At 74.3% G+C, this 24,717-nt stretch carries 22 protein-coding genes; 9 read left to right on the forward strand and 13 right to left on the reverse strand.

Features of this window, described 5'->3' with window-relative positions; all coding sequences use genetic code 11:
• Positions 1-109 precede the first annotated feature (109 nt).
• Both Mco01_RS18845 and Mco01_RS18850 read left to right on the forward strand, forming a co-directional pair.
• Positions 110-1,141 carry an acetylxylan esterase gene (locus Mco01_RS18845; protein WP_204058205.1) on the forward strand — a complete coding sequence of 344 codons (1,032 nt, stop codon included), beginning with the start codon at positions 110-112 and terminating at the stop codon, positions 1,139-1,141.
• 59 nt (positions 1,142-1,200) lie between these two features.
• Complete coding sequence (locus tag Mco01_RS18850; protein WP_204058206.1) at positions 1,201-2,028, forward strand: helix-turn-helix transcriptional regulator; 828 nt, start codon at positions 1,201-1,203, stop codon at positions 2,026-2,028.
• Between the two features lie 11 nt (positions 2,029-2,039).
• On the opposite strand, the gene Mco01_RS18855 is transcribed toward Mco01_RS18850, so the two are convergent.
• From Mco01_RS18855 to Mco01_RS18870, 4 genes are all read right to left on the reverse strand, one after another.
• Positions 2,040-2,825 carry a helix-turn-helix transcriptional regulator gene (locus tag Mco01_RS18855; protein ID WP_204058207.1) on the reverse strand — a complete coding sequence of 262 codons (786 nt, stop codon included), beginning with the start codon at positions 2,823-2,825 and terminating at the stop codon, positions 2,040-2,042.
• A 148-nt stretch (positions 2,826-2,973) separates the two neighbouring features.
• Entirely contained in the window at positions 2,974-4,449 is a 1,476-nt protein-coding gene (locus Mco01_RS18860) for a pentapeptide repeat-containing protein (RefSeq protein ID WP_204058208.1), read from the reverse strand.
• Between the two features lie 198 nt (positions 4,450-4,647).
• The gene (locus Mco01_RS18865) at positions 4,648-5,286 is read right to left on the reverse strand and encodes an SAM-dependent methyltransferase (protein ID WP_204058209.1); all 639 of its coding nucleotides are present in this window, start codon (positions 5,284-5,286) and stop codon (positions 4,648-4,650) included.
• 114 nt (positions 5,287-5,400) lie between these two features.
• Positions 5,401-6,324: a TIGR03620 family F420-dependent LLM class oxidoreductase gene (locus Mco01_RS18870; protein ID WP_204058210.1), complete on the reverse strand. Its 924-nt coding sequence runs from the start codon at positions 6,322-6,324 to the stop codon at positions 5,401-5,403.
• A gap of 294 nt (positions 6,325-6,618) precedes the next feature.
• Between Mco01_RS18870 and Mco01_RS18875 the strand changes: the two genes are divergently transcribed.
• The gene (locus Mco01_RS18875; RefSeq protein WP_204058211.1) at positions 6,619-7,278 is read left to right on the forward strand and encodes a glycosyltransferase family 2 protein; all 660 of its coding nucleotides are present in this window, start codon (positions 6,619-6,621) and stop codon (positions 7,276-7,278) included.
• On the forward strand, positions 7,275-8,261 hold the full coding sequence (locus Mco01_RS18880; RefSeq protein WP_204058212.1) for an NAD-dependent epimerase/dehydratase family protein: 987 nt from the start codon (positions 7,275-7,277) through the stop codon (positions 8,259-8,261). The genes Mco01_RS18875 and Mco01_RS18880 overlap by 4 nt, the downstream gene beginning before the upstream one ends.
• Positions 8,262-8,291: 30 nt before the next feature.
• Here Mco01_RS18880 and Mco01_RS18885 read toward each other — a convergent pair whose 3' ends face one another.
• Positions 8,292-9,659 carry a hypothetical protein gene (locus Mco01_RS18885; protein ID WP_204058213.1) on the reverse strand — a complete coding sequence of 456 codons (1,368 nt, stop codon included), beginning with the start codon at positions 9,657-9,659 and terminating at the stop codon, positions 8,292-8,294.
• 90 nt (positions 9,660-9,749) lie between these two features.
• On the opposite strand from Mco01_RS18885, the gene Mco01_RS18890 reads away from it, so the two are divergent.
• From Mco01_RS18890 to Mco01_RS18900, 3 genes are all read left to right on the forward strand, one after another.
• The gene (locus tag Mco01_RS18890) at positions 9,750-10,436 is read left to right on the forward strand and encodes a TIGR04282 family arsenosugar biosynthesis glycosyltransferase (RefSeq protein WP_204058214.1); all 687 of its coding nucleotides are present in this window, start codon (positions 9,750-9,752) and stop codon (positions 10,434-10,436) included.
• Positions 10,436-11,053: a class I SAM-dependent methyltransferase gene (locus tag Mco01_RS18895; RefSeq protein ID WP_239103735.1), complete on the forward strand. Its 618-nt coding sequence runs from the start codon at positions 10,436-10,438 to the stop codon at positions 11,051-11,053. The genes Mco01_RS18890 and Mco01_RS18895 overlap by 1 nt, the downstream gene beginning before the upstream one ends.
• Positions 11,054-11,140: 87 nt before the next feature.
• Positions 11,141-11,797 (forward strand): hypothetical protein, encoded by a 657-nt coding sequence (locus Mco01_RS18900; protein ID WP_204058216.1) that lies wholly within the window; start codon positions 11,141-11,143, stop codon positions 11,795-11,797.
• On the opposite strand, the gene Mco01_RS18905 is transcribed toward Mco01_RS18900, so the two are convergent.
• The 7 genes from Mco01_RS18905 to Mco01_RS18935 all read right to left on the reverse strand — a co-directional run bounded on the left by Mco01_RS18905 (position 11,703) and on the right by Mco01_RS18935 (position 21,716).
• Complete coding sequence (locus Mco01_RS18905; protein WP_204058217.1) at positions 11,703-13,025, reverse strand: sensor histidine kinase; 1,323 nt, start codon at positions 13,023-13,025, stop codon at positions 11,703-11,705. The two genes, Mco01_RS18900 and Mco01_RS18905, sit on opposite strands and share 95 nt — an antisense overlap.
• Positions 13,022-13,711: a response regulator transcription factor gene (locus tag Mco01_RS18910; RefSeq protein ID WP_204058218.1), complete on the reverse strand. Its 690-nt coding sequence runs from the start codon at positions 13,709-13,711 to the stop codon at positions 13,022-13,024. Before Mco01_RS18910 ends, Mco01_RS18905 begins: the two co-directional genes overlap by 4 nt.
• 135 nt (positions 13,712-13,846) lie before the next feature.
• A complete protein-coding gene (locus tag Mco01_RS18915; RefSeq protein ID WP_204058219.1) occupies positions 13,847-15,205 on the reverse strand; it encodes a cytochrome P450 in 1,359 nt (452 codons plus the stop codon).
• Positions 15,199-16,257: an alpha-hydroxy acid oxidase gene (locus Mco01_RS18920; protein WP_204058220.1), complete on the reverse strand. Its 1,059-nt coding sequence runs from the start codon at positions 16,255-16,257 to the stop codon at positions 15,199-15,201. The genes Mco01_RS18915 and Mco01_RS18920 overlap by 7 nt, the downstream gene beginning before the upstream one ends.
• 65 nt (positions 16,258-16,322) lie before the next feature.
• The gene (locus tag Mco01_RS18925) at positions 16,323-17,930 is read right to left on the reverse strand and encodes a class I adenylate-forming enzyme family protein (RefSeq protein WP_204058221.1); all 1,608 of its coding nucleotides are present in this window, start codon (positions 17,928-17,930) and stop codon (positions 16,323-16,325) included.
• Between the two features lie 184 nt (positions 17,931-18,114).
• Positions 18,115-18,411: a hypothetical protein gene (locus Mco01_RS18930; protein WP_204058222.1), complete on the reverse strand. Its 297-nt coding sequence runs from the start codon at positions 18,409-18,411 to the stop codon at positions 18,115-18,117.
• 185 nt (positions 18,412-18,596) lie between these two features.
• Positions 18,597-21,716 (reverse strand): fascin domain-containing protein, encoded by a 3,120-nt coding sequence (locus Mco01_RS18935; RefSeq protein WP_204058223.1) that lies wholly within the window; start codon positions 21,714-21,716, stop codon positions 18,597-18,599.
• Between the two features lie 539 nt (positions 21,717-22,255).
• Between Mco01_RS18935 and Mco01_RS18940 the strand changes: the two genes are divergently transcribed.
• Together Mco01_RS18940 and Mco01_RS18945 are read left to right on the forward strand one after the other, a co-directional pair.
• Entirely contained in the window at positions 22,256-23,131 is an 876-nt protein-coding gene (locus Mco01_RS18940; protein WP_204058224.1) for an NAD-dependent epimerase/dehydratase family protein, read from the forward strand.
• Positions 23,128-24,396: an enolase C-terminal domain-like protein gene (locus Mco01_RS18945; RefSeq protein WP_204058225.1), complete on the forward strand. Its 1,269-nt coding sequence runs from the start codon at positions 23,128-23,130 to the stop codon at positions 24,394-24,396. The genes Mco01_RS18940 and Mco01_RS18945 overlap by 4 nt, the downstream gene beginning before the upstream one ends.
• 15 nt (positions 24,397-24,411) lie before the next feature.
• On the opposite strand, the gene Mco01_RS18950 is transcribed toward Mco01_RS18945, so the two are convergent.
• Positions 24,412-24,594 carry a hypothetical protein gene (locus Mco01_RS18950; protein ID WP_204058226.1) on the reverse strand — a complete coding sequence of 61 codons (183 nt, stop codon included), beginning with the start codon at positions 24,592-24,594 and terminating at the stop codon, positions 24,412-24,414.
• Positions 24,595-24,717: the final 123 nt, after the last annotated feature.

The raw sequence follows: 24,717 nt of genomic DNA on the forward strand, positions 1-24,717 counted from the left end.
ACGCGACCACGGCCGGCCACGCGACCACGGCCGGCCACGCGACCACGGCCGGCCACGCGACCACGGCCGGCCACGCGACCACGGCCGGACACGAGAGGACGGAGGGCCGATGACGGCAGATCCCGGCGTGGACCCGCGCGCCCGGCGCGGTTCCGGTGCGGACGGAGGGCCGGTGACGGCCGATCCCGGCGTCGATCCGCGGGCGCTTCCCGGTTCCTACGAGGCGCCCGGGGACTTCGACGACTTCTGGCGGACGACCCTCGACGAGGCGGCCGGGCACCCGCTCGACCTGGAGCTCACCCCGGTCGCCACGCCGCTGCGCACGGTCGAGGTGTTCGACGTGAGCTACCGCGGCTTCGGCGGCCATCCCATCCGGGCCTGGCTGCGCGTCCCCCGGCACCGGGAGGGGCCGCTGCCGGCCGTCGTGCAGTACCACGGCTACGCCAGCGGCCGCGGGCACCCGCTCGACGATCTGCTGTGGCCCTCGGCCGGGTACGTGCACCTGCTGATGGACACCCGCGGGCAGGGCGGCGCCTACGCCGGCGGCGTCACCCCGGACCCGGTGGGCGCGGGCCCCGCCTACCCCGGTTTCATGACGCGCGGGATCGCCGCCCCGGAGACGTACTTCTACCGCCGCGTGTTCACGGACGCGGTGCGGGCCGTCCAGGCCGTCCGGAGCGCCGGCATGGTCGACCCGGCCCGGGTGGGCGTCGTCGGCGCGAGCCAGGGCGGCGGCATCGCGCTGGCCGTGGCGGGCCTGGTGCCGGACCTGCGCGCGGTCCACCTCCAGGCGCCGCTGCTGTGCGACATCCCCGGGGCCGTCCGCACGGCCACCGACGGCCCTTACCAGGAGATAGCGGGGTATCTGGCGACGCACCGGAGCGAGACGCGGCGCACGCTCGCGACCCTGGCGTACTTCGACGGGATCGCGTTCGCGCGGCGGGCGGCCGCCCCCGCGTGGTTCTCGACCGGCCTCCTCGACGGGGTCTGCCCGCCGTCCACGGCCTTCGCGGCCTTCGACGCGTACGGCGGCCCGAAGGAGATCGCGGTGTGGGAGTTCAACGGGCACGAGGCGGGCGGGCCGGCCGATCTGGAGATCGCCCTGGCCGCCTTCTCGGCGCGCCTGTCACCTGCGGCCTGACCCACTCCTGGGATTGGCGTGCCTACCCTTCCGGCGGAGATTTGTCATAGTTTGGCGAGGTGGAAGGCTTTGGGCCGCTCGGGGACTTCCTGCGAGCCCGGCGCCGGCTCACGTCGATCGAGCAGGTCGGCCTGCGGGCGGGTGGCCAGCGGCGCACGCCGGGGCTGCGCCGGGAAGAGGTGGCGATGCTGGCGGGCGTCAGCATCGACTACTACACGCGGCTCGAACAGGGCCGGGAACGCCGCCCGTCGGACCAGGTCGTCGGCGCCCTGGCGCGGGCCCTGTGCCTCGACTCCGACGCCGTCGACCACCTCTACGAGCTCGCCCGTCCCCGGAGCGCCCGCACGGCGGACGACCGCGTCGACGCCCGGGTCAGGCGGCTCATGGAGTGCTGGACAATGGCGCCCGCGTACGTGGTCAACCGCAGACTCGACGTGCTCGCCACGAACCGGCTCGGCGCGGCCCTCATCGACGGGCTGAAGCACCCCGGCAACCTGCTGCGGCTGACCTTCCTCGACCCCGCGTCCCGCGACTTCTACCTCGACTGGGAGCAGGAGGCGCGGTACAAGGTCGCGTACGTGCGTGCGGCCATGGGGTCGGACGTCGACGACCCGGCCCTGGTCGAGCTGGTCCGGGAGCTCTCCGCGGCCAGCGAGGACTTCCGCGTGATGTGGGCCCGCCACGACGTGTGGCCCAAGTCCCGGGCGTGCGAGCGCATGTACCGCCCCGAGGTCGGGGAGATGGTCCTCCACCTCGACGCGTTCGCCGTCAACGGCGCCCCCGGCCAGGAGCTGGTGGTCTTCCAGGCCGAGCCCGGCAGCCCCTCCGAACGGGCCCTGATCGAGCTGGCCCACCTCTCGGCGGCGCGGCACACCCGGTCCGCGTGACGGGACCGGGCTCACGGTTCGCCGGCCGCGAGGATGCCCAGCAGGGTGAGCGCCTCCTCCGCGGCGCTGCCGGGGTCGGCGTGGCAGACGTAGAGCAGCACGTCGGGGGCGCCGCCGACCGACAGGGTGTCGTGCCGGAGGTCCATGTCGCCGACCTCGGGGTGGTACATGTGCTTGAACTCGTCCACCTCGGCGTCCCTGCGGCCCCACATCCGGCGGAACTCCTGGCTCTCCGAGCAGAGCTGGTCGACCAGGTCCCGCACCTCGGGGGCGTCGGCGTCGTCCCCGTTGGCGGCGACCAGGTGGGCCACCTTGGAGCACGCCTCCCGCTCCCAGTTGCGGAAGAACCCCTGGGCGCCGGGCTCCAGGAACGCGTGCCGCATCAGGTTGTCCGTGTGGTCCATGCCGTCGAACAGGACGCGGGCCAGCCTGTTGGAGGCCAGGACGTCCAGCCGCCGGTTGACGGCGAAGACCGGCGCCCGGTGCCAGTTGTCGACGGTCTGCTGGACGACGGGGGGAACCCGGCGCCGTACGGCCGGGTGCGCGAGCCGGTGCATGCGGTCGACGGCGTCGGCGTCGAGGTTGAAGACGCGGGCGAGGACGTCGAGCACCCAGTCGGGCGGTTCGGCCACCTCCCCGCGTTCCAGGCGTGCGTAGTACTCGGGGTCGAGGCCGGTCAGCATGGCCACCTCGTCGCGGCGCAGCCCCCGGGGCCGTCCGGGACGGGGCAGCCGCGCCAGGGCGTCCAGTGGGGCTGTCGTGCGCAGAGCGCGGAGCAGGTCGGCGAGCACTTCCACGACGCCACGCTATGACCTCTCCGGGGTCGCCTGGATGGGTGCGTCACACCTAGGAACGGAGCGGAGTCCCAGAGGGCGGGACCCGATCACCCCCGCGGCGGCGTCCGGCGGCCCGATTCACGCCGCGCGGCGGCGTCCGGCGGCCTGTTCACCGTGCCGCGGCGTCGCCGGCGGAGGGGGCCGGTGACGGGTGGGCGGCCGAGGCGGGGGAGCGGGGGCCGAGGTGCGGCTTCGGCGGCCGGGCGCCCGCGACGCCGTACAGGGTTCCGGCGGCGACGGCGGCGGCGAGTGTGAGCCAGCCGGCCGTACGCCCGGCACGCAGGCCGTATCCGCAGGTCAGCCAGTAGGCCGACAGCAGCAGCCTGGCCGGTCCGCGGGGGGCGCCCAGCCGCCTCATCTCCATCGCGCCGAAGGCGAAGTCGGCCGAGGCCCGGGCGTCCACCGCGGGGCGCAGCCGGTCGTACAGCGCGGCGAGGCCGGCGGGGTCGAGCGGCGGCCCGTCCTGGGGGGACCAGCCCCGCCAGGCGCGCTCGTCGGCCAGCACCCGCCGGCGGGCCCACCACCGGACGGGCGGCCAGCCCAGGGTCAGCCGCACCCCCGGCGGGGTGGCGGCGAACCGGCAGTCGGGCAGCCGCAAACCCTCGGGGCGGCGTACCCCGCCGAGCCCGCACGCGCGCAGGTCGGCCCCGCTCAGCGTGAGGGCGGCGGCGTCGAGGCCGTCGAGCGAGATCACGCGCAGCCGTCCGCCCTGCCCGGTGATCGTCGCGGCGCCGCCCAGGGCGGCCCCGGCGAGATCGAGGTCGGCGTCCGACAGCCGCGCCGTGAGCCGTCCGGCGACGGCCGCGGCCCGCAGGTCGACGCGTCCGCCCGCGGCGTCGACGTGCAGCGGCCCGTCCGCGCGCACGTCCCGGAGGGCGAGCCGGCGGCCCACCCGTAGCGGGCCGAGGTAGGCCGGGCCGTGGAAGCGGGCCCCCTCGAACCCGGCGGCCCCGCCGCAGGCCGCTCCCCGGAACGAGACGGCCCGGCGGAACCGCGCGCCACGGAAGGCGGCGTCGCCGTCGAACCGCGCCCCGTCGAACACGGCGAACCCGCCGAACTCCGCGGCCAGGAACGACGCGTCCGCGCCGAACCTGGCGTCGCCGAACAGCGCGTCGCTGCCCGCGTGGACGTGGTCGAACGCGCCGTGGCCCCGCACCCGCGCGTCGTGCATGGAGAACTCCTGGGCGAACCGCGCCTCGCGGAACGAGACGTGGCGGGTGAACCGGGCGCCGAAGAACGAGGCGAGGCGATCGAACCGGGCCCGGTCGAAGGTCGCGTCGCCCGCGAAGACGACGCCGGCGAAGCGTGCCTCGCCGGGGAAGACCGCGCGGTCGAACCGGGCCCGCCCCGGGCGCCGCTCCACCCGGTCGAGGATCCGCGCGAGCAGGTCCTCGTGCACGACCGTGCCGCGCAGGTCGAGGCCGCGGCCGGGGGCCAGTCCGCGCATCGCGGCCTCCGTCTCGGCCCGCTCCAGGTGGGCCAGGCACCGGCCGTACGGCTCCAGGGCGACGCCGACGCAGGCCGCCGAGGCGTCGCACGTCCGCCAGCCGACATCGAGCACCGCGATCGTCATCAGGGGCGTCATGGCAACGTCTTACCCAATGTCACGTATGCGCCCGCTAAAACGTGATCGAAGAGTGACCGTGGGTAGCCGGGGTGTCGTCGCCGGGCAGCCGTGGGCGCCCGGCCCCCGAAGTGTCCGGATCCGAGGTCAGGCGGTGCGGTGCCACGCCGGGCTCGCGGGCAGCCGTGGGCGCTTCGACCCGGGAGTGTCCGGCCCTGGTCAGGCGGTGCGCCGGAGCTTCACCACGGTGTCCGCGCGCGTCCCGTTCCTGCCGTCGGGGGCGGTCGCCTCCCGGGTCACGAGTTCCTCGGTCTCGACCCGCCACCGGGCGGGATCGACGTCGAGGGCGCCGATCACGTCGGCCGTGGTGGGGAAGTCGTAGTGGACGTGCGGGTCGTCCACGAACGAGGGCCACCCGGCGTGACCGACCACGAGGAGCACCCCGCCCGGGGCCACCGCGGCGGCCGCCCGGCGCAGGATCCCCGCCCGCTCGCCCTCCGCCTCCACAGGGGAGTGCAGGTACGCGGCCGACACCAGGTCGAAGGTCCCCGCCGGGAACGACCGCGCCAGGTCGTGCCGCTGCCAGTCGATCAACCCGGCCACCCCCTCCTCCGCCGCCCGGGCCTCGGCCCGCCCCAGCGCGACGGCGGAGATGTCGGCGGCGGTGACGCGCCAGCCCCGGTGGGCCAGCCAGATCGCGTCGCCGCCCTCGCCGCATCCGAGGTCCAGCGCGGTCGCGGGCGGCAGCGGCGAGACCTCCCGCACCAGGAGCTCGTTGGGCCGGCCGCTCCAGTGCTGGTCCCGCTCGCGGTAGAAGTCCTCCCAGAAATCCTCCGCGGCGGCGCCGGTCTCCGTCATGGGCTCGTCCTCCCTGTCACCTGTGTCCCGTGCAGGGAGAAGACTGCACCAGCCCCCGGCGGCCCGACAAAGAAATTTGCCGCCACGGCAAAACCGGTGACGGCGCCGCCGGGATCAGGTGAGAAGGGCGGGGGCGAGCGCCCGCAGGTGGTCGAGTTGCGCCTCGACCGTGGCGGCCAGCGGCTGCACGCACACGTGGTCCGCCCCGGCCTCGTGGTGGGCCCGCACCCGGGCGGCGATCGCCTCCTCGTCGCCCCAGGCGACGATCGCGTCCACGAGCGCGTCGCTGCCGCCGTCCCGGAAGTCGTCGTCGGAGAAGCCGAGCTCCAGCAGGTTCCTCGTGTAGTTGGGCATGGCCAGGTACGCGGAGGCGTAGTCACGGGCGATCTCGCGGGCGGCCGACGGGTCGGTCTCGAGCACCACGGCCTGCTCGGGTGCGAGGACCGGCCCGGAGCCGAGGATCTCGCGGGCGCGGGCCGTGTGCTCGGGGGTGACGAAGTACGGGTGCGCGCCCTGCGCGCGCCGGGCGGCCAGTTCGAGCATCTTGCCGCGCAGCGCCGCGAGCAGCCGGGGCGGCTCCTCGGCGATCGGCGCGGCGAACGTCGACCGGTCCATGCCGTCGAGGTAGTCGCGCATGAAGGAGTACGGAGAGCTGTAGTCGTGGCCCCGGCTGGTGACGAGCGGGGCGTGGCTCACGCCCAGCCCGAGCACGAACCGCCCGCCCCACGCCTCCGACAGCGTCCGGGCGGCGTTGGCGGAGGCCACCGCGTCCCTCGCGTACACGTTGGCGATGCCGGTCGCCACCTGCAGCCGTTCGGTCGCCGACAGCAGCAGCGCCGCGTGGGTGAACGCCTCCCTGCCGGACGGCGTCTCGCCCACCCACAGCGCCGGGTAGCCCAGCCGTTCAATCTCCCCGGCGGCGCCGCGCACTTCGTTGGCCGTCGCCGCGGCCAGCGAGGCCAGCCACACGCCCGTACGGCCGAGGCGCCGCTTCAGCTCGGACGGTTCGGCGGGGGACCGCTGAGTCTGCTCGGCCATGCGCTGCTCCCTTGTCTGAAGGTGTCTCCGGTTCCGGTGGTGCCAGGCGTGCCAACCGGCGCGCCCTCGCCCGTCTTCCCGAAAGGCCCCGCGCCGAGCGGGCGGACCGGCGCCTGCCCGCGCGCCCGGGGTCCCGTTTCACCGGCGGGTCCCGGCGGTCCGCGTGTCGTCCGGGCGTCGTCCGGGCGTCGTCTAGGCCATGCCCGCCCGGGCCGGGGCCACACCGGGGCCGTGCCGCCGGGACGTCACCGTCACGTAAGGTTCGGCCCGCCCTCACCGGTCTACCGTCCCCGCATGGACATCGACGTGGTGCTGCCGTGCCTCGACGAGGAGGCCGCCCTGCCCTGGGTGCTCGGACGGATGCCGGACGGCTTCCGTCCCCTCGTGGTGGACAACGGCTCGACGGACCGTTCGGCGGAGATCGCCGCCGCCCTGGGCGCGCGGGTGGTCCACGAGCCGCTGCGGGGGTTCGGCGCGGCGTGTCACGCCGGGCTCCTGGCCGCCACCGCCCCGATCGTGTGCTTCATGGACGCCGACGCGTCGCTGGACCCCCGGCAGCTTCCCCGGGTCGCCGGGCCCGTCCTGGCGGGGGAGGCCGACCTGGTGCTGGGCCGCCGGATGCCGCGTCCGCGCTCCGCCTGGCCCGCGCACGCCCGGATGGGCAACGCCGTGCTGGCCGCCCGCCTGCGCCGCCGCGCGGGTGTCCCGCTGCGCGACCTCGGGCCGATGCGGGCCTGCCGGCGGACGGAGGCGCTGGCGCTCGATTTGGCGGACCGCCGGTCCGGCTACCCGCTGGAGATGGTCCTGCGGGCGGCGGCGGCGCGCTGGCGGGTGCGCGAGACCGAGGTCGACTACCTGCCCCGGGCCGGCCGGTCGAAGGTCACGGGCACCCTTCGCGGCACCGTGCTCGCCGTGCGGGACATGCGGCGCGTCATGGCGGAGGCGGCGGGATGAGGGTGTTGCTGACCGGCTCGGCCGGGTTCATCGGGAGCCACGTCGCCGAGGAGCTCGCGGCGTCCGGGCACGAGGTCGTGGGCCTCGACGTCCGGGAGGGCGCGGACGTGCGCGACGAGGCCGCCGTGGACCGGCTGACGGAGGGCGTGGACGCGGTGGTCCACCAGGCGGCCCGGGTCGGGCTCGGGGTCGACGTGTCCGACCTCCCTTCGTACGCCTCGATCAACGTGTACGGCACCGCCGTCCTGCTGGCCGCGATGGCCAGGCACGGCGTCGGCCGCCTTGTGCTCGCGTCCTCGATGGTCGTGTACGGGGAGGGCGCCTACACGTGTCCCGGGCACGGGCCCGTGCGTCCCGGCCCACGTGAGCCCCGCGACCTGGACCTGGGGCTGTTCGAGCCGCGCTGCCCGCGCTGCGGGTCGCCGCTCGCGCCCGCGGTCGTCCGTGAGGACGCGCCCGCCGACCCGCGCAACGCCTACGCCACCACCAAGCTCGCCCAGGAGCATCTCGCGGCCGGCTGGGCGCGGGAGACGGGCGGCGTGGCCGTCGCCCTGCGCTACCACAACGTCTACGGCCCCCGGATGCCCAGGGACACGCCGTACTCGGGGGTGGCGGCGATCTTCCGCTCGGCCCTGGAAGCCGGGCGCGCCCCGCGCGTCTTCGAGGACGGCGGGCAGCGGCGCGACTTCGTGCACGTCCGCGACGTCGCCCGGGCCAACGCGGCGGCGCTCGCCGCCGGGGCCGAGGGCCGGCTGACCGCCTACAACATCGCCAGCGGGGAGCCGCGCACCGTCGGGGAGATGGCCGCGGCGCTCGCGGCGTCGCGCGGCGGCCCCGGCCCGGTCGTCACCGGGGAGTACCGTCTCGGGGACGTGCGGCACATCGTCGCCTCACCGGACAGGGCGCGGGCGGAGCTCGGCTTCCAGGCCGGGATCGGCTTCGCCGAGGGCATGCGCGAGTTCGCCGGCGCCCCTCTCGGCTGACGCCGGGGCGCGTTCCCGGGGGGTGCCGGCTCACCACGGGGACGCGACCAGAGCCTGCAGGAGCAGCCCGGTGACCGCCTGGGCCAGCAGCCACCGGTCCCAGCGGGCGGCCGTCCCCGCGTCGGCCCGGTGGCCGCCCGCGAACGCCCCGGCCAGGCCCACCCAGACGGCGAACGGGAGCCAGATGCGCTCCACCTCGCCCCGCGTCACGCCGCTGACGTCGAGCGCCAGCACGGCGGCGACGGCGGCGGCCACCGCCACCGCGACCCGGGACGGGACGCGCCCGGCCAGGCCCGCCGCCGTGGCCGGGCCGGTCACCAGCGCCAGGACCGCCAGGTCGCCCACGAGGAAGTACAGGTAGGGCCGCGCCGCGCCCGGATCGGCGGCCCACTCGGCGTGCGTGGCGATCACCCCGGCGGGCCAGAGGAAGCCGGCCCACGCGAACGCCGCGGTCACCGTCGCCGCCCCCACGAGGGCGGCGACTAGCGCGGCCCGGGGCGGCCGGACGGCGACCGCCACCGCGGCGGGGATCAGCAGGTAGGGGACGAGCCCGTAGCTCAGGTACGGCAGGCTCCCCAGCAGCAGTCCCGCGGCGAGCCCGCCCGCGGCGCGCGCGACGCGGCCCCGGCCGAGGACGAGGAGGGCGACCCCCCAGGCCCCGGCCGCCGCGAAGAGGGCGTCCATGCTCGTGGCGATCCAGACCGACGCCGGGATGAGCGCGAGATAGGGCAGCGCGCGGCGGGCCGCGTCCTGCCCGGCCAGCCGGCGGACCGTGAGCGCGACCGCCGTCCCGGCCGAGCACCCGGCGGCCACCACGACCACGGCCGCCCACAGCGGCCCGCGCAGGCCCGCCGCGTCCAGCGCCCACACCACCAGGACCGGCAGTGGAGGGTGCCCCCGCACGTGCGTGGGGTACGCGGGCAGGTCGCGGGTGAACCCGGCCAGCCACCGCAGCGGGTGACCGTCCACCGCGGGCAGCACCGCCAGGTACTCCTCCTTGTGCGTGAACGGCGCCGCCAGCCCGTCCCCGGACACGGCCAGCAGCACGGTCCACGCCAGCGCGCACGCGTACGCCGCGAGGAGCGCCGTGCCGAACCGCGTCCGGGCCGTCAGACGCGGCAGGAACCGCACGGCGGCGGCCCCGAACGCGGCGGGCGCCAGCAGCCCGGCGCCGGGCGCTCGCACGTGCCCATGGAACGGCGGTAGGTAATCGATCCGGACCACGCCGAGCGCGAGCAGGATCCCCCCGGCCGCGAACGACCCGGCGACGAGCAGCGCCCACACCGCGAGCGCCCGCCGTACGGGGGGATCGAGCAGCGCCCACCCGGCCGCCGCCCGCCGAATGGGGGAGGCGGGCGGCCGGCGGACGGGGTGAGGACTCCGGTTCAGCGTGAGCACGCTTTCACGCTAGGCGTGACCTGGCCTTCCTCCGAGGCCCTTCAGCAGTTCGTAAGATCTGGGCACATTCCGCGGCCCTATCGTCGGGGCATGAAGATCGTGAGTTCGAGCGGCTCCGGGGCGGTCGGCGCGCAGATCGTGGTCATCGCCAAGGAACCGGTGGCGGGGCGGGTCAAGACCCGCCTCACCCCGCCGTTCACGCCCGCCGAGGCCGCGGGCCTGGCCGCGGCGGCCCTGGAGGACACCCTGCGGGCCGCGCTCGGCACCGGGGTCCGGCACACGGTCCTCGCGCTGGAGGGGCTGCCCGGCTCCTGGCTCCCGCCGGGCTGCGTGGTGATCCCGCAGCGCGGCGCCGGGCTGGACGAGCGGATCGCCTGGGCCATGGCGGACGCCCACCGGCTGCACCCGCTGCCCACGGTGCTGGTAGGCATGGACACCCCGCAGGTCACCCCCGCGCTGCTGCGCGCGGCGGCCGACGCCCTCGCCGGGCACGACGCGGTGTACGGCCCGGCCGCCGACGGCGGGTTCTGGCTGCTCGGCCTGCGCCGCCCGGCTCCGTCCGCGCTGATCGGCGCGCCCATGTCGAGGCCCGACACCGGGCAGGCCGTCCTGGCGCGGCTGCGCGCGGCCGGACTGGACGTCGCCACGCTCCCCGAGCTGACCGACGTCGACACCGCCGCCGACGCCGCGACCGTGGCGGCCGAGGCGCCGCACTCCCGGTTCGCCGCGTCGCTCGCCGCCGTGGGCGGCCTGGCCGGGGCGGTCGCCCCGCGGTGATGGGAGAGCTCTACGCGGAGTCGCTGACCGGCGCGGCGACCGAGATCGAGTACGCCGACGGGACCCGCCGCCCGCTGGAGTCGGCCCGGTGGCTGGAGCCGATCGACGGCGACGAGGCCGTCCTGGCCCGCTGCGCCGCCCCCACCCTCGACGTGGGATCCGGGCCCGGGCGGCTCACCGCCGCCCTGGCCCGACGTGGTGTGCCCGCCCTCGGCATCGACATCACCCCGCACGCCGTCCGCCTCACCCGCAGGGCCGGCGGCTTCGCCCTGGTCCGCGACGTCTTCGACCAGGTCCCGCGCAGCGGCCGGTGGGCCACGGTTCTCCTCGCCGACGGCAACATCGGCATCGGCGGCCACCCGCTGGCCCTGCTGCGCCGGGCGGGCGAGCTGGCCCGGCCCGGCGGCGAGGTGCTGGCCGAGCTCGAACCGCCCGGCACCGCCAGCAGGGTCGACCGGGTACGGCTGCGCCGGGGGCCCGCGCGGGGCGAGTGGTTCGGCTGGGCCCGGGTGTCCGTCGCCGACATCGCCCGCCTGGGGGCGGCCGCCGGCTTCTCCTCCGTCGAGCCCTGGGGGCAGGCGGAGCGGTGGTTCGCCACACTCCGGACGTATGCGTAAGTTGTGAATTTTCCGCGCAATTCATTGATCGTCGATGGGAAGCTCACTACGGTCGCACCGTTGATCGTTCCGGATGGGGAGCTGACGATGGTGCGACGCGGACTGGCCCTGGTCGTGGCGGGGATCCTCCTGGCGGGGGTGGGGGCGACGCCGGCGCAGGCCGCAGGCGACCGGCCGCTGACCGCCGCGGAGATCAAGAAGGCCCTCCTCGCCCGCAAGGACCTGGGGAAGGGGTGGCTCGTCCTCGCCGGCACCTACGACGGCGCCCGGCTGTCGACCTACCGGGTGGACGTGGCCAGGTGCGCGGACGCGCTCACGGCGTACGACTCGGTGTTCGGCGGCGGCCGGCCCGGCGCGATCGTCGTGAACGAGAAGGGCGGGGGGCTGCTCCAGGTGCTCAGCGGGAACGCGGGGGAGCTCGCCATGCTGGAGACCGCCGCGAAGCGCGTCGGCGCGGCCTGCGACGGGGTGGTCGGATTCCGGCAGGGGAGCGCGTTCAAGAAGAAGAAGGTCGCCAGGATGGGGGACGCGACGTACGCGTTCGAGGTGACCTTCGACTACGCGAGGTACGCCGGCGCCGACACCTCGACCATGGTCTCCGAGTACGTCGTGGTGCCCTACCGCAGCTCCGTCATCGTCTACCAGGGGCTCACCGGGAAGGGCCACCCGACCTGGCCGCTGACCGTGAAGATCGCCAAGAGGGCCGTCGCCAAGGTGAAGGCGCTGTACGCCAAGCGGAGGTGAGGCGGCCCCGGTCGTCCGGCGCGGCCCGTGGGAGACGGATGGTGAAGGTCGCTCCGGCTCCCGGCCGTCCGTCCACGTCGATCGTGCCGCCGTGCGCGTCCAGCACCTCGCTCACGAGAGCCAGGCCGATGCCGAGACCTCCGGCGTGAGGTGTGCCGACATGTCTGGCCAGCAGGCGCTCGCCGTCACGCGGGTCCAGCCCCACGCCGTCGTCGCACACACTGAGCTGCACCGTCTCGGGACCCGAGCAGACGGTCAGCCAGATGTGGCCGCCCGGGGACGTGTGGCGGAGCGCGTTGTCCAGGAGCGCGGAGATCACCCGGCGCAGCGCGGGCTGCGCTCCCCGCACGACGTGATCGCCGGGACCCCGCCGCAGGCCGATCGTCACTTCGCGCTGCTCGGCGCGGGCCGCCTCGGCGCGGGCCGACTCCTCGGCCAGCGCGGCCAGGTCCGCTTGCCCGAACGATCGGCGGCGCTGCCTGAGCTGGGCCGACAGCAGCAGGTCCTCGATCACCTCGCCCAGTTGCCCGATGCCGGTGACCAGCTGGTCGACGTCGCCGGCGACGAGAAGCGGATCCGGCTCCCGGCGCAGGCGCCGCGCGGCGAGCTGTGCTCGGACGTGCAGGCGGGTAAGCGGGGTGCGCAGTTCGTGGCCCACGTCGGCGGCGAACCGGCGCTGCCGGTGGAGGGCCTCGCCCAGCGGCGCGATGGCCCGGCGGGCGAGGATCTGGCCGATCAGCAGTGCCGCCAGCAGGGCCGCGACCTCCGCCGCGCAGAGCGTGCGCAGCAGCCGCCGCCGCTCGGCCATGGGGAAGTACAGATCCCTCACCGCCTGCACCGGCACGCCCTCGCGCCGTTCCGTACGGACCAGGTACGTGTGCCCGCCGGCCTCCACGACGTCGACCCGGGTGCGGCCGTCGGCGGCGACCCGGTCCAACGCGTCGCGAACCGGCAGGCTCCGCGGCGCCCCCGGAGAACGCCGTACGGTGTCATCCCGCAGGTCGAACAGCCAGACGCACGGCGGCGGATGGGCGATCGAGGCCGACTGCGCGGCCACGGCCAGATCGCGCCGGGCAGTGGTGTCCTGGTCGTCGACGACCACGCAGTAGACCAGCGTGCCCAGAAGCGCGATCGCCAGCGAGAACACGCCCGCCACCTGCGCGGTGATCCGTCGGCGGGCCCATGTCAGCAGGCGCCGCTCCGGATCGGAGCGCCGTCGTGGCCTCACAGCTCACCCAGTCGGTACCCCACGCCTCGTACGGTGCGCACGACGCGGGGCCCCAGCTTGCTGCGCAGATAGTAGACGTAGGTGTCCACGATCGACTCGGTCCTGGCGCCGTCGAACACCCGCTGCAACAGCGAGGCGCGCGTGTGCACCTGCTGGGGGCGGGCCGCCAGTGCGTGGAGCAGCCGGCACTCCTGGCCGGACAGCGACACCTGTTCGCCGGACGGCAGCCGTACGACGCAGGACGCGGAGTCGAGCCAGCCGGCGCCGACCGGCAGCAGCGCCGCCCGGTCCAGGTTCCTGCGGTGCAGGGCGCGCACCCTGGCCAGCAGTTCGTCGATCTCGAACGGCTTGACCAGGTAGTCCTCGGCGCCCGCGTCGAGTCCGGTGACACGGTCGGCGAGGGCGCCGAAGGCGGTGAGCAGCAGCACCGGCACCGTGACCGCCCGGCGGCGCAGCCTCCTCAGCAGGTCGAGACCGTCGACCACGGGGAGCCCGCGATCGATGATCATCGCGTCGTAGTCGCGACTCAGCCCCAGGTGCAGGCCGCGCTGGCCCTCCAGCGCCAGGTCGACCGTGTATCCCTCGCCGGTGAACACGCCGGCCAGCATGTCCCCCAGTTCGCGGTCGTCCTCCACGAGGAGCAGGCGACGGGCGCGCGGTTCGGACGTCCCCGGTATCCGTGCCACTGAACAACCGTGGCACCCACTTCTGCAGATTTCCAGATTTCAGCCCCTATACGGGACTTCACTCCGGCATTCTGCGCCTTCATCCACTACTACCTGAAACTAGATGAAATTTAATCCAGTTCTCGCGCCTGTCCGTCATGAGCCCGCCGAGCCGGCGCCGCCGGAGAAGTGGCGCTCGCACAGGCGCGACCGGCGCGCGTCCCACACCATGTACGTCCCGAGGACGAGCTGCACGAGGCTGCGCCAGAGGCCCTCCCAGTCGTCTCTGACGCGCATGAACAGCAACGTCAGGCGTTGTCCCGGCCCGTGCCGCGCCACTCCGAGGGGGGTGAGGAGGCACGGTCCCCGGTTGGGCAGGGACCGGGTGTGGGAGGCGGTGGAGTCGAGCCGGCACGCACGGAGGGTCTCCCGCACCGCGACCCGCATGGCGAGCGGCGCGAGCCGCGACGCCGGGCAGGGCCGGTTCGCCGGCATGCCGAACGGAATGTGGTTGAGCTTCCGTATCGGGGCGCGGCCGGGTGCGAAGCGCCCGGGGTCGAAACGCTCGGGATCGGGGAAGCCCGCGCGGTGGAACGCGGGGTAGTCGAAGCAGAGCACCGAGCCGGCCGGGATCGTGGCCCCTTCTCCGAGAGGGATGTCGCCGGTGGTGACGCGGTGCGCGATGCCGAAGAGCGGGTAGAGCCGGAGCGTCTCCGCGATCACCTGGTCCAGGTAGCGGTCGTCGCCGTCACGCGCCCTGGCCTGTACGTCCGGATGCCGGGCGAGGGCCATGAGCACGTGGGCCACGGCCTCCGACATCTGCACGACGGCGGTGTTGAAGAAGGCGCCCTGGAGATACAGCGCCTGTTCCCGGGCCGTCAGCCCCGCCGGGAGCTCGTGCCGGACGCGGGGCAGCGACTGGGTGAGATACGCGGTCAGCCGGTCGCGCCGGTCCATGTGCCGCAGGCCGCAGCACTTCAGGGCGGTCACGACGTCGTCCGCGTTGCCGACGATCAGGTCCCGCGCGTACGGCGGGCAGGGCTCGCCGAACACGAGCTCGTAGGAGAACTCGGCCCACGCCGGCATCATCAGGTCGCGCAGCCGGACCACCCCCCGGCTGTCCCGAAGCGCCCGGGCGACGCAGCGGCGGGTGAGCTCCTCCGCCCGGGCCCGCGGCACGGACAGGATGCGACGGGTGACCAGGGCGACGGCGTCGTACCGCTCCCCGGCCTCCAGGTGCTCCTGGTGCATCTCGGGCCCCGGCGACAGCCAGTACCAGAACAGGTCGGACAGGGCCGCGCCCCTGCTGCGGCCGGAGGCCGCCGGGTGGGAGTAGACCTCCCTAAACCGGTCCACGCCGATCAGGTCGCCGGGGACCGGAATGCTCTCGTCGCCGTTGACTCTCGTGAACACCCAGCCGCGCAGCGCGACGACCCGCCCCGGGAGCCACCGGGGGACGCCGATGACGAGAGCGGCCACCGCCACCCCCACGGCGACCGGCGCCGCCGTCAGCACGGCCGCACCAGGTCGGGTCCGAGGTCGTGCACCGAGGCGACGCCGCACAGGGTGAGCGTGTGCTCGACCTCGTCGCGGAGCAGCCCGAGCACGCGGGCCACGCCGCGCTCGCCGCCGGCCGCCAGACCCCAGATCACCGGACGGCCGACCGCGACCGCGGACGCGCCAAGCGCCATCGCCTTCACCACGTCAGGGCCGCGCCGGATCCCTCCGTCCACCAGCACCGGTACGGCCCCGGCGACGGCGGCTACGATCTCCGGCAGCAGATCGACGGCGGCCGGGACGGTGTCGAGCTGCCGTCCGCCGTGGTTCGAGACGTACAGCGCCGACACGCCGTGGTCCAGGGCGAGGCGCGCGTCGGCCGGATGCGTGACGCCCTTGAGCACGATCGGCAGCCTCGTCATGCGCCTGAGCAGGTCGACGTGCTCCCAGGAGATCTCCGGCGACATGACGATCGGCCGCACCAGGTCGCCGTCCGGGCCGCCGGGGTCGCCGTCGCGCATGTTCTCGCAGCGCATGCCCTCCGGCAGGTCGTCGAAGCCGTTGCGCAGGTCCCGGTCCCGGCGTCCCCGGGCGGGGGAGTCCACGGTGACGACGAGCGCCGCGCACCCGGCCGCCTCGGCTCGGCGGACGATCGCCTCGGTGAAGGCCATGTCGGGCTGGACGTAGAGCTGGAACCACAGGGTGGCGCCGGGCACCGCGGCCGCGACGTCCTCGACGGCCACCGTCGCGGCCATGCTCACGATCATGATGGTGCCCGCACCGGCCGCGGCGCGCGCCGTGGCCCGCTCGCCCTCCGGATCGGCCAGCCGGTGGAACGCGGTCGGCGCCACCAGCACGGGCATGGCCACGGGACTGCCGAGCAGGGTGACCCCGATCCGCGGGCTCCCCGCGCCGCGCAGAACGCGCGGCAGCAGCGCGAGCCGGGCGAACGCCGCCTCGTTGGCCCGCACGGTGATCTCCTCGCCGGCGCCGCCGGCGAAGTAGTCGTAGTGTGCGGGGTCCAGCCGGTCCCGGGCCGCCGCCTCGAACTCCCGGATGGTCCGCGGCACCGACGCCTCCCTCACTGCGGTGGTTGAAGGTTCACCAGTGTTGGCCGGGAATTCTCAGAGATCGATCAGAGCCCCGAGGACGGGTGCTGCGCCAGCAGGGCCTGCTTGTCCGGTTTGCCGCTAGCCGCGACCGGCACCGCGGACACCGTCCTGATCGTCCGGGGGACGCTGTCCGCGCCGAGATCGGCGCGGACCAGCTCCGCCAGGGCGGTGGGATCCGGGGTGCGGCCCGGGGCCGGGACGACGAACGCGTGAACCGCCTCCCCGGTCCGCTCGTCCGGCGCGCCGGTCACGTACGCCTCGGCCACGTCCGGGTGGCCGGCCAGCACCCGTTCGACGGGACCGGCGTACACGACGATCGCGTTGACCATGATCACGTCTCTGGTCCGGCCGGTCAGGTACAGCAGGCCGGCGTCGTCGAGGTGACCGAGGTCGCGGGTGCGCAGCCAGCCGTCCCGCAGCACGTCGCGGGTCTCCTCCGGCTGATCCCAGTAGCCCGCCATCAGGAAGGGGCTGCGGACGTGGATCTCGCCGGTGCGTCCCGCGGCGACCGGGCGGCCCTCCTCGTCGCGCACGCTGATCTCGGCACGGGGATGCGGCCGGCCGACCGGGACGGGCGCGTGGTCCGGCAACCGGGCGAGGTCAGCGGGAGCGAGCATGGAGATCACGCCGGCCTCGGTCGCCCCGTATCCCACGTAGACCACGGGGCCCAGCCGGTTCACTGCCTCACGCAGCCGATGCCGGCTGACGGGGGATCCGGAGACCGTCAGCGCGCGCAGGGTGCCGATGTCGACAGGGTCCTCGCGGAGCAGGTCGAGCATCCCGTACAGCCGGGGCACGGCCGCGATGGCGCCGGTGATCCGGTACCGCTCGATCGCGTACGGGAACAGCGGCCGGCCGTCCTCATCGGGGATCACCGCGGTGCCGCCGCCGAGCAGGCACGACGCCAGGAAGTCCAGCACCACCAGGCTGGACAGGGTGCCGAACAACAGGTAGCGCCGGAAGGACTCGGCGAAGCCGGGCGCGATCGACGACCAGGCGCGATGGCAGGACCAGTGCGCGGCGAGAGCCCGGTAGGTGAGCGCGCAGCCCTTCGGCCGGCCCGTGCTGCCGCTGGTGAAGGTCAGCAGGGCCACGTCGTCCGGGTGCGCCGAGACGGCCGGGAAGCGGCCGTCGCCGGGATGGGCCAGGAGGTCGACCGCCCCGGCCACGCCGGGGGCGGGACCGGGCGACAGCACCGTCGCCGCTCCGGCGGCATGGAGCAGCTCCGGTGTCGCCGTCGACCGGTCGAGAACCAGGGCGTCGACTCCCGTGCCGAGCACATGGGCGAGCTGGCCGGGCGTGTACCCGGGCCGTACCGCCACGACGCGGCAGCCCAGCACGTGCGCGGCCATCTGGGCGGCGAACGCCTCGGGCGAGACGCCGGTGCTCACGGCGACGCCCCGGCCGGGGCCGAGGCCCACCTCCCGCATGGCGCCGGCCATGCGCCCGATGAGCTCCAGCAGCTCGCCCCGGGAGACGATCCCGGCGCCGTGTTCGAAGGCGGGGGTGCCGGGCGAGCGTCGCAGCGCCTCCAGCAGCAGGTGCGGGAACGCCTCCGCGAACTGCCCGGCCGGTCCGCCGGCGGGCTCGGCGCGTTCCTGGTGCATGGCGCGCGTGACGGGATCGTGCATGTCCGGCTCCTTCGTCTCGCGAGGCACCCGGGCGGCCGGGGTCGCGACGGCTGTCGCCGGACGACGGTAGACGGCACAGATCAGAGACGGATCAGAACGCCGCGGGAGTCAGGAGTTCGGTCCCCACGCCGGCGTCAGCGGCCCGAACAGTCCTGGCACGGACGCGGGGTTCGAGCCGGGGTCGTCAGTCGAGCCGGCTCCTGAGATTGATCCGGCACCGCCTGGTCTGCCCCTTGCACGACCCGACCTGGGTGTTCGTCTTCCCGCTGATGCTGATAGCGACGTTCTGGTCGCCCTTCACCACGGTGGGGCTGTTGACCGAGGCGTAGTTCCGGTTCCCCCGGGCGTGCCCGCCGTTCCGGTTGCTCGCGTCGCCGCCCCCGCCCGGGCCCGGCCGGGCCTGGGCCGGCGCGGCCGTGAGGGCCCCCGCCGCGATCACGGCCAGGGCCGCCAGCGCGCAACGCGTCGAAAGGTGTGCCATGTCCCGCCCCCTCCCGTCGGACGCCGCGCGGCGCCCGAGCCGACACATTGGGCATACCCACGCGAACCGGTCGCGAAGGCCCTCGCGCGGCCGCCCCGGGGCGGACGGCCTGCTCGCCCTGCGGCGGCCCGGCCGAGCCGAGCCGCCGCAGGGCGAGGTCCTGACGGGCGGAAATCCCGGCGGGGTCAGCCGGTGACGAGGTCGAACGACTCCCAGGGGCCGATCGCGTCGCGGTTGGCGATCAGGGCCGACGCGCCGGCGTTGTCGGCGCAGACGTACCTGCCGTTGGCCTGCGCCTTGAGGCTGATCGTGCCGTCCGCGTTGGCGACCTGCTGGAAGGTCTCCCAGGAGCCGGCCGCGTCCCGGTTGGCGATCAGCGCCTGCGCGCCGGCGTTCTCCGCCGTCACGTACTTGCCGTTCGACCTGGCCCGCAGGGCGATGGCGCCGCCGCCGAGGTCCACGCGGTCGAACTGCTCGTTCGTGCCGACGGAGGTCGCGCTCGCGATCAGGGACGAGCCGGGGGCCGCCGTGACGTACTTGCCGTTGGCCCGCGCGCGGAGGCTGACGGCGGAGGAGCCGCCCTGCTGCGTCCGCACGCGGAGGGCGTCCACCATGCCGACCGAGGTCGCCTTATTGACGATCTTGATGGTGTGCTGCCCGTTCGCCAGGCCGGTCTTGCTGTAGACCACCTGCTGAACCTGGCGGGCGCCCGACACGTACAGGTTGACGTTCGCCTGGAAGGCGTTGTCGATGTACACGTCCACGTTGCCCATGTCGCCGTTGCGCTCCGACAGGTAGTCGACGCCGGTGCCCGTGAACGTGTACTGGGCGGTGGCCCCGACCGTGGTCGTGTGGTGGGTGTCGTCGTTGTAGTCGCCGTAGCCGCGGGCGGTCGTCTGGTACCAGTTCGCGTCGTACGTCAGCTCGGTGTCGTTGACCAGGCCGCTCTGCGTCGTCCCGAGGCCCAGCGTGGAGGCGGTGCCGCTCAGGGTCTTCACGCCCTGGTTGGCGGTGCCCGTCAGCGTGACCGAGGAGTACGAGCTGAGCGGCTTGGCCGTGCGCTCGGCGACGTACACCGCGCCGGACGCCGTGGGGAAGGTGATCTCGGCGGCGGAGCTCGTCGTGACGATCGTGCCGTCCGACACCCGGCGGACCCGGACCTGCTGCCCGCTCCACGGGTTCACGACCGTGGCCTGCTTGCCGTACAGGCTCTTCACGCCGACGTACTTGACCTCGCCCGACTCGCGCTCCGAGCTGACGAGGAAGCCGTCCTTGGCCAGGAGCGTGAACCTCCCCACGAAGGACGCGTCCCCCGGCACGGCCGGGAAGACCCGGATCTTGCCGTTGTAGCTCTGCATCAGCGACTCGTTCAGGGCCGTCAGGTGCACGCCCAGGTACTCGAACACGCCGTTGGTGTTGTTCGTCATGCCGTTCGGGTAGTTCTGGTACTTCTGCAGCATGGTCTTCATGCCCTGGTAGGCCTGGTCGCCGAGGCCCAGCCGGGCGGCCTGCACGGCGTCGTTGGACCACACGTTGCCGTACGGGAAGGGCCGCTGGTTCCAGGTGTTCACGGCCGTCTGGTAGTCGGGGTAGCCGATGCCGGTCACCTCGTACGGCCAGATCAGCTCGGAGGAGACGTTCTCGTTGTTGCGCGTCTGCGAGATCGGCGGCTGGTGCGGCTGGTAGGCGCCGTTCGACACGACGTACGGCACCAGGTGGTCGAGCACGTTCTGCCAGGTCGACCGCAGCCCCGCGTCGACCCCGAGCTGCTGGCTCACCTGGATCGCCAGCGGGAACATGCTGCGCACCGCGGCCAGGTCGGTGATCGCGTTGGGGACGTTCCAGTACGTCTCGTGGGAGTTGGAGTTGGCCATGGAGTAGGTGTTCGAGGCGCTGTCGTAGGACAGCATGGCCGAGTAGAACTTCGCGGTCTCCCGCATGAACGGGTAGGCGACGTTCTGCAGGTAGGCGGTGTCGTTGGTGTACCGGTACCGCATGTACATGCTGTAGGCGGCCTCGTAGCCGGTGGACAGGATGTTCTTGGTGTAGTCGCTGCCGACCGTGCCGCGCGCGTTGCCGTCCCAGCCCATGGTCTCGGGCACCCATATGCCGTCCACGCCGTACCGGGTCTGCGTGTACGACTTCAGCGCGTTGTAGTTCCGGCTGTACAGGTTGTTGTGCCGGTCGGTGAGGTCCGGGTGGTTGGAGGCGAGGAACGACAGGTAGACGTCGCGCTGGTTCCAGTACCAGTACGCGTTGCTCCACTTCGTGTTGTCCTGGGTCGCCCGGAAGACGCCGTTGATGAAGTGGAACGGGTAGGTGCCGTAGCCGCCCGCCGCGATCATGTAGGTGGACAGGTAGTAGACGTTCTCCAGGTAGTCGGCGTCACCGTTCAGGCCGGAGTACTGCACGAACGACGAGCCCCAGAACGCGTGCCACCAGTTCTTGTAGTTCGTCAGCGTGGTGGCGTACCCGGCCGACTTGACCGAGCCGAGCTGACTGCGGGCCTGGGTGACGGAGTCGCGGTTCGGCGCGTTGATCCGGCCGGCCGCCGTGAACCAGATGGTGTAGCTGGAGGTCGGCGTGATGGTCAGCCGGACCGTCCGCGAGTCGACGACCTGCGTCGTGTAGCTCGCGCCCTCGACGGTGGCGGCCAGCGTGTAGCCGAACCCGTTCGGGTCGGACTGCCCGCGGCTCAGCCCGGCGCCGTTCGCGTCCGCGAACGTCGAGATCGTCTTCCACGTGGTGAGGTCGGGCACGTCGCCGCTGTTGGTGACGGTGGCCGGGTCCCACATGCTCAGCGTGAGGGCCACGCTGGAGACGCCGCCGCGGGAGTCGTCCACGTGGATGCCCATGACCTCGGAGTTGGGCGAGCCCATCACGGTCACGGTGCGGTTGGCGTCGTACTTGGTGACCAGGGTGCCGTCGTAGAGGGACAGCCGCTGCTGGTAGGTGGAGTAGCCCGAGTCCATGGCCGGGGTGGTCGCCAGGTTCACCAGCCCCGCCGCGTAGGCGGACTGCTCGGACAGGTCGACCCCGGACGTCTGCATCGTCAGGCCGTTCTGGCTCCAGACCATGGCGCCGGTGCGGCCGTTGCCCACGGTCAGGCCGTACAGGGGGTTGGTGTTGGGCCGGTTGTAGACGATGTCGTGCTTGGCCAGGTAGCTCGCGTGGTCGACGTTCAGCGTGCCGCTCGACTGGTCGAAGGCGGCGTCGGTCGTCGAGGCGAGCGACGGGGCGGCGACCCCGCCGGCCAGCAGCCCGCCGAGGAGCGCCAGCAGCGGCAGGGACCGCAGGAGCCTCATCACCGTGATCACCCTTTCGTGGTGGTGGCCGCCCTGTCGCCGCGGGACGCGTCACGGCGGGACGGCCGCCTCCGGCCGGGGGAGGGACCGGAGGAGTGGGGGGTGCGGGGGTGCACTGGGGAGCAGGGGCGCAGCTTGGGACGACGTGAACCGCCCGCCGCCCCCGGCACGAGGCTGGCGCACAGTCGCCGTCTCAGCACTGTCAGCCGCAGTTAACATTGGATGTTTTCGCACGTCAATAGCTAATTTAAGCTCCGAGAAATCAACAGTTTCCCTCGTGATCGCTCACGGGATCGTCTTGAACAGGGACTTCCCTCCGGACGGGGATGTTCGGCGCGGGTTTCCGTGCAGGAAATAGATCGGAGGTGTGGTGGTCCTGATGTACTGGTTCGGTGCTCGTCGAGACGGTCCCCCGGTCGGCCTCGCCGGCTCCTCGGGCGGGCTCCGCGGGCCGTGATCTCTTGCTTGACGCGCCTCGCCCGAGGATGCTGCTCCCACTGCACAAACGTTTTCGCGACATGACAGGAACGGGGGACCGGATGGCGGAGCCGCCACGCCGCGTGCTGGTGACCGGCGCCGCAGGGCGGGTGGGCCGCGTCGTGCTCGAACTGCTCGCCCGGCAGGGCGTGGCGGTGAGCGCGCTCGACCTGCGCGACCCGGGCGATCTCGTGGCGGACCGGGTCGTCACGGGGCGTGCCGACGACCCGGCGGCGGTCCGCGCGGCCCTCGACGGCGTGGACGCGGTGATCCACCTGGCCGCCATCCCGGCCCCCACCCTGGGCACCCCCGAGGAGGTGTTCCTCGGGAACGCCGGGGGGACGTTCGTGGTCCTGGAGGAGGCGGGGGCGGCCGGAGTGCGCAGGGCCGCCGTCGCGAGCAGCTTCAGCGCGCTCGGACTGCCCTGGGCGGCGCGGGCCCTCCACCCGGCGTACGTGCCGGTGGACGAGGCGCTCCCGCTCCAGGTCGAGGACCCGTACGGGCTGTCGAAGCAGGTGGACGAGGCGACGGCCGCCATGATGGCCCGCCGCCACGGCATGACGGTGGTCGCGCTGCGCTACCCCCTGCTCGGCGCGCCCGGCGACCGGCTGGGCGCGCGGGCCGCGGACTACGCCGAGGACCCCGCGTCCGGCGCCCGTGAGCTGTGGACCTACCTCGACACCCGCGACGCGGCCCGGGCGGCGTGGCTCGCGATCGTCCGGCCGATCGAGGGCTTCCACGTCGTCTTCGCGACCGCGCCGGTGACGCTCGCCCCGCAGCCGACCGAGGACCTGCTCGCCCGCTTCCACCCGAGCGTCGAGCGCCGCGCCCCGATGCCCGGCAGGACCGCGCCCGTGGACCTGACCGCGGCGGGGACCCTGCTCGGCTTCGCCGCCGAGCACCTGTACGAGCCCGTTCCCGCCGGGGAGGCGTCGTGACCGGTCCGGTGCCCATGCCGGAGACCCAGGCCCCCTGGCCGGCCCGCGACGGCCTGCGCATCACCGGGGTCAGGGCCGTCGTGACGGCCCCCGAGGGCGTGCCGCTGGTCGTGGTCCGCGTCGACACCGGCGACCCCGGCCTGTACGGCCTGGGCTGCGCCACCTTCACCCAGCGGTTCCACGCGGTGGCCGCCGCGGTCGACCACCACGTGGGGCCGATGCTGATCGGCCGGCACCCGGCCGACATCGAGGACATCACGCGGATGGTCCACCTGTCCTCCTACTGGCGCGGCGGCCCGGTGCTCAACAGCGCCCTGTCGGGCGTCGACCAGGCGCTGTGGGACATCGCCGGCAAGCGGGCCGGCATGCCGGTGTACGAGCTGCTCGGCGGCCGGGTGCGGGCGGCGGCCGACACCTACCTGCACGCGGACGGGGCCACGGTGGAGGAGACGATCGAGCGGGCCGCGGCGATCCTGGCGGCCGGCTACCGCAACGTCCGGCTGCAGACCGGCGGCCCCGGTCTCGGCACCTACGGGGCGCCGGGGTCGGCCGGCGGCCATCCCGGCTCGCCGTACCCGGACGGCTGGGACGTGCAGCGCTACCTGCGGGAGACCCCGAAGCTGTTCGAACGGGCCCGGGAGGAGCTGGGCGAGGAGCCCGGGCTCATGCACGACGTGCACTCCCGGCTCACGGTGAAGCAGGCCGTGGTGCTGGCCCGGGCGCTCGAGCCGTACCGGCTGTTCTTCCTGGAGGACCCGATCCCGCTGGAGCTGTACGACCGGCTGCCCGAGGTGCGCGAGGCGGCGCCGATGCCGATCGCGGTGGGGGAGCAGGTCGCGTCGGTCACGGACGCCGTCCGGCTGGTCAGGGACGGCGGGGTGGACCTGCTGCGCCTGCACGTCTCCGCGGTGGGCGGCCTCACCCCGGCCCGCAAGCTGGTCGCGCTGTGCGAGCTGACCGGTGTGGGCACGGCCTGGCACGCGCCGGCCGACGTGTCGCCGATCGGCGCCGCCGCCAACGTGGCCCTCGACGTCACCTCGCCCGCGTTCCAGATCCAGGAGGGGCACGTCTACCCCGACGCGGTGCACGAGGTCTTCCCGGGGACGATCGGCCCGGCCGGCGGGTACCTCTACCCGAACGAGCGGCCCGGCTGGGGGATCGACCTCGACGAGGCGCAGGCGGCGAAGTACCCGCCGCTCACCCATCTGCACGAGCGGTGGGCGGCGCGGGTGCGGCGGCCGGACGGCGGGATCGAGGCGCCGTGACGCCGGAGCGAGGCCTCAGGCCGTGCGGCCGAGCAGGAGGTCCTTCACCTCGGTCACGGCGACGCGGTCGCGCGCGGCGGACGGGTCGGAGCACAGCGGCACCGGCCCGTCCCGCGGGTCGCGGGGGAGCAGGCCGTGGGAGCCGCGCACGGCCCGGGCGCCGGCGTCGAACCCGACGACGTCCATGAGGTACCGCATGCCCGCCTTCCTCCTGAGCAGGGCGAGGGCCGCCCGCCGAGGGGTCGGCGGCCAGCCCGGCGGCCACGGGCGCGGCCGGCCACAGGCCGAGGCCGAGCACGTCGGCGCGCAGACGCTCCCGTA

This window comes from Microbispora corallina (assembly GCF_016863035.1).
GTDB classification, from domain to species: domain Bacteria; phylum Actinomycetota; class Actinomycetes; order Streptosporangiales; family Streptosporangiaceae; genus Microbispora; species Microbispora corallina.

Bases quoted from the DNA above. Each gene is read 5' to 3' on its own strand.
- Mco01_RS18950 (WP_204058226.1), bottom strand. From the start codon at position 24,594: ATGCGGTACCTCATGGACGTCGTCGGGTTCGACGCCGGCGCCCGGGCC.
- Mco01_RS18880 (WP_204058212.1), top strand. From the start codon at position 7,275: ATGAGGGTGTTGCTGACCGGCTCGGCCGGGTTCATCGGGAGCCACGTC.
- Mco01_RS18865 (WP_204058209.1), bottom strand. From the start codon at position 5,286: ATGACGGAGACCGGCGCCGCCGCGGAGGATTTCTGGGAGGACTTCTAC.
- Mco01_RS18890 (WP_204058214.1), top strand. From the start codon at position 9,750: ATGAAGATCGTGAGTTCGAGCGGCTCCGGGGCGGTCGGCGCGCAGATC.
- Mco01_RS18930 (WP_204058222.1), bottom strand. From the start codon at position 18,411: ATGGCACACCTTTCGACGCGTTGCGCGCTGGCGGCCCTGGCCGTGATC.
- Mco01_RS18900 (WP_204058216.1), top strand. From the start codon at position 11,141: ATGGTGCGACGCGGACTGGCCCTGGTCGTGGCGGGGATCCTCCTGGCG.
- Mco01_RS18895 (WP_239103735.1), top strand. From the start codon at position 10,436: ATGGGAGAGCTCTACGCGGAGTCGCTGACCGGCGCGGCGACCGAGATC.
- Mco01_RS18935 (WP_204058223.1), bottom strand. From the start codon at position 21,716: ATGAGGCTCCTGCGGTCCCTGCCGCTGCTGGCGCTCCTCGGCGGGCTG.
- Mco01_RS18940 (WP_204058224.1), top strand. From the start codon at position 22,256: ATGGCGGAGCCGCCACGCCGCGTGCTGGTGACCGGCGCCGCAGGGCGG.
- Mco01_RS18860 (WP_204058208.1), bottom strand. From the start codon at position 4,449: ATGACGCCCCTGATGACGATCGCGGTGCTCGATGTCGGCTGGCGGACG.
- Mco01_RS18875 (WP_204058211.1), top strand. From the start codon at position 6,619: ATGGACATCGACGTGGTGCTGCCGTGCCTCGACGAGGAGGCCGCCCTG.
- Mco01_RS18845 (WP_204058205.1), top strand. From the start codon at position 110: ATGACGGCAGATCCCGGCGTGGACCCGCGCGCCCGGCGCGGTTCCGGT.
- Mco01_RS18870 (WP_204058210.1), bottom strand. From the start codon at position 6,324: ATGGCCGAGCAGACTCAGCGGTCCCCCGCCGAACCGTCCGAGCTGAAG.
- Mco01_RS18925 (WP_204058221.1), bottom strand. From the start codon at position 17,930: ATGCACGATCCCGTCACGCGCGCCATGCACCAGGAACGCGCCGAGCCC.